The 2524-nt window shown below is 69.0% G+C and carries 3 protein-coding genes and 1 pseudogene; 1 reads left to right on the top strand and 3 read right to left on the bottom strand.

All coding sequences use genetic code 11. The annotated features are described in order from the left end of the window. Positions 1-206: pseudogene (locus IE312_RS42435) on the bottom strand (steroid C27-monooxygenase); the annotation flags it as partial. A gap of 230 nt (positions 207-436) precedes the next feature. Here IE312_RS42435 and IE312_RS29845 point away from each other — a divergent pair. Beyond that, positions 437-1606, top strand: a complete 1170-nt coding sequence (locus tag IE312_RS29845; protein ID WP_189985395.1) for a steroid 3-ketoacyl-CoA thiolase — start codon at positions 437-439, stop codon at positions 1604-1606. On the opposite strand, the gene IE312_RS29850 is transcribed toward IE312_RS29845, so the two are convergent. Together IE312_RS29850 and IE312_RS29855 are read right to left on the bottom strand one after the other, a co-directional pair. Then, positions 1590-1778 carry a DUF397 domain-containing protein gene (locus IE312_RS29850; protein WP_189985396.1) on the bottom strand — a complete coding sequence of 63 codons (189 nt, stop codon included), beginning with the start codon at positions 1776-1778 and terminating at the stop codon, positions 1590-1592. The genes IE312_RS29845 and IE312_RS29850 overlap by 17 nt on opposite strands. Beyond that, positions 1759-2524, bottom strand: a 766-nt coding sequence (locus IE312_RS29855) for a helix-turn-helix domain-containing protein (protein ID WP_229900589.1), incomplete at its 5' end; no start/stop codon positions are given. The genes IE312_RS29855 and IE312_RS29850, both read right to left, overlap by 20 nt.

The raw sequence follows: 2524 nt of genomic DNA on the forward strand, positions 1-2524 counted from the left end.
GGGTGCGTCGAGACGTACCGGACGTCGGCGTGCCGGGTCACGGCCCAGTAGCCGGTGTCGGCGAAGCCCGCGACGCCCCGCGGCTGCGGGATCCAGCGGACCGGCTCGGTGCGGCGCAGCTCGGCGAACTCCGGGAGGGTCACACGGTGGTGCAGCAGGTCGGGGTCGGTGGGGTCGAACCCGTCGGGCAGCGCTGGACAGGGCATCGGCGGCTCCAGCCATCTGACGGTCCATCAGCGGGTGCCGCGAAGGTAGTAACGGGTTCTACAAGTAGCAAGGGGTACGGCACCCCCAATCGGGGCGGAACACTCCCACACCGCACCCTCGGCACCTGCAAGACCCTTGCGGTGGCGGACGACACGTCAGCAGACTGCTGAGCAGAACTAGAACGCGTACTAGTTCTGGAGGAGAGCCCTCTCGGAGAGGACCCGCACCCATGGCCGCCGAACCCGTGATCGTCGAAGCCGTCCGCACCCCGATCGGCAAGCGCGGCGGCGCGCTCGCCAACCTGCACCCCGCCTACCTCCTGGGCGAGACCTACCGTGAACTCCTCGGCCGCACCGGCATCCCCGCCGACGCCGTCGAGCAGATCGTCGGCGGCACGGTGACCCACGCCGGCGAGCAGTCCATGAACCCCGCGCGCACCGCCTGGCTCACCATGGGACTGCCGTACGAGACGGCGGCCACCACGGTCGACTGCCAGTGCGGGTCCTCCCAGCAGGCCGCGCACATGGTGGCCAACATGGTCGCGGCCGGCGTGATCGACGTCGGCATCAGCTGCGGCGTCGAGGCGATGTCCCGGGTCCCGCTGGGCTCGGGCTCCAAGCACGGCCCCGGCAAGCCGTTCCCCGACGAGTGGAACGTCGACCTGCCCAACCAGTTCGAAGCGGCCGAGCGCATCGCCCGCCACCGGGGCCTGACCCGCGAGCACGTCGACGCGCTGGGCCTGCTGTCACAGGAGCGGGCGGCCCACGCCTGGGCGGAGGAACGTTTCAAGCGGGAGACCTTCGCGGTCCAGGTGCCCACGACGGAGGAGGAGCAGTACGCCGGACAGGGCATGTGGCGCCTGGTGGACAGGGACGAGGGCCTGCGGGACACCACCCCGGAGGCGCTGGCGGGCCTCAAGCCCGTCATGCCGACGGCCGTCCACACCGCCGGCAACTCCTCCCAGATCTCCGACGGCGCCGCGGCGATCATGTGGGCGTCCAAGCGGATGGCCCGCGCCCTGAAGCTCAAGCCCCGGGCCCGCGTCGTCGCCCAGGCCCTCGTCGGCGCCGACCCGCACTACCACCTCGACGGCCCCATCGACGCCACGCGCGCGGTACTGGGCAAGGCGGGCATGTCCCTCAAGGACATCGACCTCGTGGAGATCAACGAAGCCTTCGCGTCCGTGGTCCTGAGCTGGACCCAGGTCTTCGAGCAGGACCTGGACAAGGTCAACGTCAACGGCGGTGCGATCGCCCTGGGCCACCCCGTCGGCGCGACGGGCGCCCGCCTCATCACCACGGCCCTGCACGAACTGGAGCGGACCGACAAGGAGTTCGCGCTCATCACGATGTGCGCGGGCGGCGCGCTGGCCACCGGGACGATCATTCAGCGGCTGTAGCCGACGCCCAGGTGACGAAGCGGGTGAAGGCGGCGGGGGCGACGGTGAGGATCGGCCCCGCCGGGGTCTTGGAGTCCCGGATGGCGAGGGTGGCGGCGGGGGTTTCGGCGACTTCTAGGCAATCGCCGCCCTGGTCACCGCTGTAGCTCGACTTACGCCACTTGCTCTCCATAGCGGTCCTCCGTCACCCGTCGGATCAACTCCGCCGAGTCCCTGATGGAGAGTGCGGCGGCCTGAAGATGATCGTAACGGAGCGAGCAGTCCTGGACCGTGTCCGGGTTCGCGGTCGGGTGCCCACTGCCGTACCCCTCGGTGTAGACGATGGTTGGGTCGCTGGAGAAGCGGTAGACGTTGAACGAGCCTTGTGATCCTGCGTGTGCCCCAGCCGCAAATGGCAGGATCTGAACGTTGGCCCGAGGCTCGGCTGCGAGCGACAACAAGCGGGCCAACTGTTCGCGCATGACATCGGGACCACCGATCTCCTGGTACAGCGCAGCCTCACTGAGGACCATCCAGAAGATCGGAGGCTTCGACCTCTCGAAGATCCGCTGACGGCCCATTCGCGCGGCGGTTCTATCGTCCAACTTGGACTCGTCCAGCACTCCGAGGACCGAGCGCGCGTAGGCCTCGGTCTGCACGAGACCGTGAACCATGCCCATCTGGAAAGTGCAGATCTCCACCGCCCGCGCCTCCAGCTCTGCCGTCTCCCTGAACCACGCCGGAAGTTGACTTCGAAGCACCAGCTCAACGAGCCGCGAGAGCAACCCACCCGTCCCCAGCGCCGCATCCACCCGCTCGCTGAACTCCAGCGTCGGCACCTTCCTGGCCGTCTCGATCTGGCCGATCAGGGACCCGGTGTAGTTGACGATCTCCCCCAGTTGCCGCTGCGTAAGAGCGGCAGCCTCCCTGCACCGGCGC

The organism is Streptomyces capoamus (assembly GCF_014654935.1).
GTDB lineage: Bacteria > Actinomycetota > Actinomycetes > Streptomycetales > Streptomycetaceae > Streptomyces > Streptomyces capoamus.

Excerpts from the sequence above, each read along its gene's own strand:
- IE312_RS29845 (WP_189985395.1), top strand. The coding sequence starts at position 437 with ATGGCCGCCGAACCCGTGATCGTCGAAGCCGTCCGCACCCCGATCGGC.
- IE312_RS29850 (WP_189985396.1), bottom strand. The coding sequence starts at position 1,778 with ATGGAGAGCAAGTGGCGTAAGTCGAGCTACAGCGGTGACCAGGGCGGC.